The sequence below is a fragment of the Chlorogloea sp. CCALA 695 genome (assembly GCF_003003885.1).
Taxonomy (GTDB): domain Bacteria; phylum Cyanobacteriota; class Cyanobacteriia; order Cyanobacteriales; family Chroococcidiopsidaceae; genus Aliterella.
Genome location: NZ_PVWN01000019.1, coordinates 72,157 through 78,711 on the forward strand (window position 1 = coordinate 72,157; position 6,555 = coordinate 78,711).

8 protein-coding genes are annotated in these 6,555 nt (G+C 38.1%); 1 reads left to right on the top strand and 7 read right to left on the bottom strand.

Translation table 11 applies throughout. The annotated features are described in order from the left end of the window. Nucleotides 1-5: 5 nt before the first annotated feature. Complete coding sequence (locus C7B70_RS12200; RefSeq protein WP_233220913.1) at nt 6-1,361, bottom strand: deoxyguanosinetriphosphate triphosphohydrolase; 1,356 nt, start codon at nt 1,359-1,361, stop codon at nt 6-8. Between the two features lie 64 nt (nt 1,362-1,425). Here C7B70_RS12200 and C7B70_RS12205 point away from each other — a divergent pair, with 64 nt between their 5' ends. After that, on the top strand, nt 1,426-1,644 hold the full coding sequence (locus C7B70_RS12205) for a hypothetical protein (protein ID WP_106369313.1): 219 nt from the start codon (nt 1,426-1,428) through the stop codon (nt 1,642-1,644). Here C7B70_RS12205 and C7B70_RS12210 read toward each other — a convergent pair. The 6 genes from C7B70_RS12210 to C7B70_RS12235 all read right to left on the bottom strand — a co-directional run bounded on the left by C7B70_RS12210 (nt 1,641) and on the right by C7B70_RS12235 (nt 6,456). Continuing rightward, on the bottom strand, nt 1,641-2,390 hold the full coding sequence (locus C7B70_RS12210; RefSeq protein ID WP_106369314.1) for an ATP-binding cassette domain-containing protein: 750 nt from the start codon (nt 2,388-2,390) through the stop codon (nt 1,641-1,643). The two genes, C7B70_RS12205 and C7B70_RS12210, sit on opposite strands and share 4 nt — an antisense overlap. A gap of 18 nt (nt 2,391-2,408) precedes the next feature. Then, entirely contained in the window at nt 2,409-2,954 is a 546-nt protein-coding gene (locus C7B70_RS12215) for a hypothetical protein (RefSeq protein WP_106369315.1), read from the bottom strand. 44 nt (nt 2,955-2,998) lie between these two features. After that, entirely contained in the window at nt 2,999-3,499 is a 501-nt protein-coding gene (locus C7B70_RS12220; RefSeq protein WP_106369316.1) for a hypothetical protein, read from the bottom strand. 128 nt (nt 3,500-3,627) lie between these two features. After that, complete coding sequence (locus C7B70_RS12225; RefSeq protein WP_106369317.1) at nt 3,628-4,191, bottom strand: Uma2 family endonuclease; 564 nt, start codon at nt 4,189-4,191, stop codon at nt 3,628-3,630. A 232-nt stretch (nt 4,192-4,423) separates the two neighbouring features. Beyond that, complete coding sequence (locus C7B70_RS12230) at nt 4,424-5,143, bottom strand: Rho termination factor N-terminal domain-containing protein (RefSeq protein WP_106369318.1); 720 nt, start codon at nt 5,141-5,143, stop codon at nt 4,424-4,426. Beyond that, entirely contained in the window at nt 5,140-6,456 is a 1,317-nt protein-coding gene (locus C7B70_RS12235; RefSeq protein ID WP_106369319.1) for an AAA family ATPase, read from the bottom strand. The genes C7B70_RS12230 and C7B70_RS12235 overlap by 4 nt, the downstream gene beginning before the upstream one ends. Between the last annotated feature and the right edge of the window lie 99 nt (nt 6,457-6,555).

Genomic DNA, 6,555 nt, shown 5'->3' on the forward strand with positions numbered 1-6,555 from the left:
AAACTCTACCTCCCGCCACGAGGTAGAGAAATACCTTTGATTTTTTTGAACAATGACACTGCAAAAGAATCAGTCATTCCGGCAATGTAATCTGTAACTTGTAATATTCTTGTATAAATATCTTCTTGCTCTCTAAAATTTGGAATTAGTTTTTTGATTAAATAGCTTTTTGATAAACTTTCATCGCTAATCGCGGTAATAAATTCTTCTAACAAACCGCTAATTACTTCGTAACCTGCTACTTTTACTTCTACCACCTCGCAAGACTCGTAAACATTTTTGCGCGTGATATCAATTATTTCTTTTAGCTTCTGACTCGATGCAATGTCTGTAGTTAAAGGACTGTCACAAGTTCCCTTTAAAAACTTATCCTCACAATCTAAAAATACTTGTTTAACTTCGGTAATTAATTTGTGAATTGCTTTAGCCCGTAGATACTTAATATTTTCTGTTTCATCACTCCCTAGCCCATCCAATTTTTCATTTATTAAAATATCGTGCAGCAATGCAGTTGCTTCTTTATAAGTGATGTACCCCATCTGAAAACCATCTTCTAAATCAACAATGTGGTAACATATATCGTCCGCCGCTTCAACTAAAAAAGCTAAAGGATGTCTGCACCACCAAGCAGATTTTTGATTGCGAGGTATTAACCCTACTTCTTGTGCTACTTGAGCAAATAAATCTTTTTCAGCTTGAAAAAATCCATGTTTTTTAGTGCTTTTATTGTTATCAATAGCATTGTATTTTTTAAATGAACTACTATTAATTCCCGCTTCTCTCGGATACTTTGTAAACGTCGCCAGCATTGCACAAGTAAATTGTACGCCTTTAAGTGCAGGTCTATTTTCTAATTTAGCTAAAGTCCTAAAACCTTGGGCATTACCTTCAAATTTTTTAAAATCTTTTAGTTGATTAGCTGATAATAAAGATAAAAACTTCTCAGATTTCGCGCTTTTAAACCATTCTTGAATAGCATCTTCTCCCGCATGACCAAAAGGCGGATTACCAATATCATGCGCTAAACAGGCCGCCGCAACTATATCGCCAAAGTCTCTAGCTTGAAAATCTTGTAATTCTGCATAATGTCTTTTGATAATTTCGCTCCCGACAAGCGTACCTAAAGTACGTCCCACACAAGAAGCTTCGAGGCTGTGACTTAATCTGCTGCGAATATAATCATTTTCAACTAAAGAAAATACTTGAGTTTTATCTTTAAGTCTTCTAAAAGAGGAGGAAAAGATAATTTTATCAAAATCTTTTTCAAAAACCGTCCGCCCAGCATCAGAAATATTTGGTACAGCTTCTACCAAGCGGCTACTAGATAAAAGCTTGTGCCATTGCATTGTTGAATCCATCATTTATACTCAACAGCTAAGGACAAGTCTTATCTTTAATAGTAGAGGAACTTTACAGAGAATACTAATGCCCCTTGAATTGATAATTTTAATCGCTGCAATAGTTGTATCTTGGCTAGTGTTTACTGCGCTAATTAAGATCGTTAAGACAACAGCGACTACGGCAATTGCGATCGCCGGAATCATCTTAATATTGCAATTGGTATTTGGTATCGGCTATCAAGACTTGTGGGAACAAATAACCAAAATCCCACAATTAGTATGGAATATCGTTACAGGCGGCTAATTCCAGTCTTCGGCGGCTTTGATTTCTGTTTGCACTAATCTATCTTTCAGCTTAACCCAGTCAAGAGTTGAATTATTGATAGAATCTTGAATTAATTGCCCCTGCTGCAAGTATAAAAGACGCTGACAGAAAGCTTGAGCTAGTTCTAATTGATGATTTACCATGACAATTGTAGTTTCACCCGCCGCCGCTAAATTAGTCAATACTTGCAGTAGTTGAGAAGCTCTACCCGCATCCAAAGCTGAAGTTGGCTCATCTAATAGCAAGATTTTGGGCTGAATTACTAAAGCACGGGCGATCGCAACGGTTTGTCTTTGTCCTACCGAAAGTTGCACCTCTGTCCGCTCTAGCCACTCCTGCGGGATGTGTAATTGGTCGCTCCAGTACAGTATTCTTTGTTGAATCTGCGCCTTCTCTAACCCCCGTAAACTGAGGGGATATGCTAGGGCTTCTTTTACGGTCATTCCTAACAACTTAGACTCTTGTTGCACTAAAACAATCTGTTGGCGCAATTGAATAACCGGAATACTGCGATAATCTTGTCCCTCTAAGTAAATTGTCCCTACACTCGGTTCTGAGAGACGATTTAGCAACCTTAACAAAGAAGTTTTACCCGCGCCCGAAGCCCCAATTAGACAAATAAGTTCGGTTTTAGCAATTTCAAAGGAAATATCCTTGAGTAAGTATTGAGAACCCACTGACGCAGATAGGCTAACTTTATCTAAGCTTAGTTGTGCTGTTTGCACAGGATGACTCGCAAATATTTAGGTTAATTTTCCCAGATTGATCGCATTTGTGATTGTCCAACCGTCTACCAACAATAACAGCAGCGTAAACCCCAACAAAATTAAATACATCCAAGGTTGCGCCAAAGGTTTAACATCTTTTGTATCAATGCCTGTTTTTGCCTGTACTTCGTTCACCAATCGGGTAAAACCAGCAACGCGCATAGGGAGCAAATAGCCTTTACCATCATTACTGAGAAAATAGTAAACTAATCCACCTTGACCCGTAGTGCGCGGTTTTAATTCTTTAATATCCGACCAATCCAAAGACCAGCCTTTGCGGAAAAAACCCGGAACCCAGCGCGGGTAAGTTACAGCAATAGTGCGATCACTTAAAACTACTCTTTCACATAGGGCAGCATACAATGCGATCGCACCTAAACCTATACCCACCCACAATAATGCAGGCGGTACAGGCGAACTTGTAACTTGCGAAAGAATTGGCAAAGGCGCAGTTAAAGCCGTATAAAGACTTAAAAGTGTAATCCTAATTAAAGGAGACAAACGAAAAATAGTTGAAGTCACAAAGGCGATCGCAAAATAGTTATTTTAACGCCACCCCTAGGAAATTAGTCTATATAATCGGTGATAATTTGTTGCTCTGGTGGTCGGTTTGTAGTGATGGGACGGCTACCATCTACTTCTAAAGTGTTATGAATTTCAAAGTCACTTTTACCTATTGGGCGATCGCCATCTTCGTTATAAGTCCCAGCTACTTCAAGGTGGTTGCTAGAATCAATCGGGCGTTCGCCGTCTTCGTGTAAAGTATGCTCATAATCAAGATTACTAGCACCAATCGGACGTTCGCCATCTTCGTAAAAAGATGATTTTGCTTGTACTTCACCTGCTGAGATCGGACGCTGACCATCTATATCGAGCGTTCCCACAATTTCAAGGTTATTGGGGTCAATAGGGCGAACACCTGCTATATCAAAGGTTTTGGAAGTATTATCTTTGTTTTCAGCTTCACTTTTGCTGTTTTTGTTCTCAGCTTTGCTTTTATTATCTTTGTTTTTAGCCTCGCTTTTGCTGTTTTTGTCTTCAGCTTTGCTTTTATTATCTTTGTTCATTTTTTCAGAAAAAATACTATCGGAAAGTATCTTAGCTAAGAATGAACGCCCACACATCCCACAAAATGAGGAGATGATAGGTTTTTTAGATGGGAAAAATTTATTCCAACTTCTAAAACAGATTTGGGTTAATTTCGCAACCAACCAAACAAGCTGTCTACAGTTATCTTCAGTTTGCTGGCAAACGATGGCACAGGTAGAAGATCTTCTGGGTTCTCAAATACTTCTAGTTGCTGATTAGGAGCGTAAACAAACACAGATTTTTCGTCAGGATCGATTAGCCAACCCATTTGAGTTTCGTATTTGAGACAGTGCAAAATATTTTTAGTAACTTTTGTTTGGCTTTGGTCTGGGGAGAGAATTTCAATCGTCCAATCTGGTGCTAGGTGAAAAACGTTAGCAACTTCGCCATTGCGATCACATGGTATCCTACCCCAAACAAATACTGATATATCGGGAACAGTTAATCTACCACCAAAGGTACAGCGCAACTCTGAAAAAGCTCTGGCAATTCTTTGAGACTTAATAGCAGCATTGATAGCCGCAGCAAGCTCAGTTTGAATTACGCTATGTTTCCCTTGAGGCATCGGTTTTTGGATAATTTGACCGTCAATATACTCACTGGCTGGCTTTGTTTCTGGTAACTGCAAAAAATCTTGTATTGTCAGCGACTTACTGGGAACTTGCACCATTTGACTCTTTGTTCTTTAGTATAAATTTTTGTCAGTTTAGCAAATTCTTTTACTCAGCGCGATCGCTCTGTATAAATTTGAATGACAATAGCACCACGAGCCTCATCGACCCAACATTTTTTGCGTTCGATATAGGCTGAGGTAAGCTTTTTTGGTATCTGCTACCAAGATGGTATTTCACTCATAGTTAGAGTAATTTTTACATAGGAAGCGATCGCATTATTTTGATGATTTAACTCAATGCTGCAATAAGCTCATCTTTTTTCATCTTACTGACCCCAGCAATTCCTTTTTCCTTTGCTATTTCTTTTAGTTCGGCTACTGTCATTGTTTTAAAGCTTGCTTTATCTCTAGTTTTTTCTGGCTTTGGTTGAGCGATATCTGCCTTCATAGTTTCTTCTGGCATTGGTTGAGGCGTTAGATAAAATACCTGTTTTAGAGCCTCAAGTTTTGCACCTTTAGTAATACCGCACTTCAGCTTTATAATTGGGTCGAACTTTTGCCAAGATTGACGGGGAGCTTCATCAATTCGGTTGGCTGCGACAGCAAGTTTAACTGTTTTGAGTGCGCTTCCAGGTTGCTCAATCAAGTATTGTAATGCTGCGACAATTTCATCTCTAGATGCTGTACAAAGATTAATTTTTGGTGTCTTTTCTTTGGCAAGAACTTTAGTTGTTTCTGCTGTATCATCACTATCATCAGCAATAATGCACCAAACTCTATCTAAGCCAGCTTCTTTAGCAACTGCATAAATAAAAGAGTTGGCAATTACTTCGTATTTATCTTCGCCTGTTTCTTTGACAAGTAACGGAATCCAATTTCGCCCATCTTTTTCTTTGAGCAAACGAGCAGAAGCTTTAATTAAAAACTCAGGGGTATCAGTCTCTCCACTGGAGTTGATATCATCTAAATATATGTCCATTAAATTTCCAATAATGCTAAGGCTACTCATTGTAGAAAATACTCCTTGACTAGATGTTTGTAATAATCATTAGCTATTTTATCTTTATAAACCGCAGGAATCTGCAAGAAGGTTGCATCTGCTATGTTTGCATAGCTCGGTATTTGATGAATATGACGAGGATCTTTTTCATGTTTACTTCTGGTATATTCGGGGTAGAAATAAGGTAGCAAGTCAAACTTGTCTTTCACAGTATTAGCGGCAATATTAATGATATTATCAATTGCATTTTGAGCAACTTTTAGCTTAGGCGGTGTAATCTTTTCACCATTAAAAAAGATTGGTAGGGCAACAGGACTGCCATCAGGCTTTGCAGATTGTACTTCAGGGATAAATTTTTTGATTGCTGTAGCTGCATTTTCTAAAGAAAAAAGATTATTGTGTTTTGTGGGTATAAGAACAACATCAGCCGCATATAAACTTAGCTTACTAAACAATTTCCAATTGGGCGGCGAATCTATTAAGATGTAATCATATTCTTGTTTTAAAAGCTCAAGTTTTTGATAAAGATTTCTGACAGAAATCTTACTGCTTAGTGTATGATCTGGTTGTTCTGTTAGACTTAAGTCTGCTGTAACTACATCAAATTTGAGTACAATTGTTCCACTTTTAAAAACATAAGGATGTATAGCGTTTTGAAGGGTTGTGTCTCTTTCAGTAAGAGCTTTAAAAACACTATCGTTGTTTAACGGAAGACCGAGAGAATGAGTTAAGTCTTGCTGATTTGGGTCGAAATCAATTGCTAGAACCTTCTTGCCTAGATAAGTTAAGATTCCAGCAATATTAACTGTTGTAGTTGTCTTCCCCACACCTCCTTTATTGTTGTAAACTGCTATTGTTAAAGCTTTAGCTGGCTTTTTAAGCTTTCTGCGGATTAAAGTAATAACTTTATCGATATTTTCCTTGTTAAGTGAAATACACTTAGTTGCAGGGAAGATTACTTTTCCATGCTTACGAAATAGTTGAATATGACATGAATTTGTAATAATACCCCATTGTGCTGCATGACAATTGGGCGCAAGTAGATAGTTATTTAACTGAGTAACAGTGTCTCGATAACTTGCAGAATCACTAGACAAATTGATATTCCTACCTTTTAGCTCTACAAGCAGGTATGGATTAGATTTAGTATGTATAAAAATATCGTCGCCAATAGTTTTCCTGGCAGCTTTATCGACAAATCCTTTGCCTGTATTATATTGGGGGTTAATCTCATTAAATTGAAACCCTAACTCCTTTAGCAAAGTGGGTACAAAAAGCTCATTAACAATGGATTCTTGGGCTTGATCAGGCAGACTTTGCAAAGCAGAGCAAAGACTGGTAGTTGGTTAGAGTCGATGGGGGCTATTATGCTCCGCACCTCTCTGTTAGATCCAGACGTGAAGCTTTCGCCTCATCTGGCT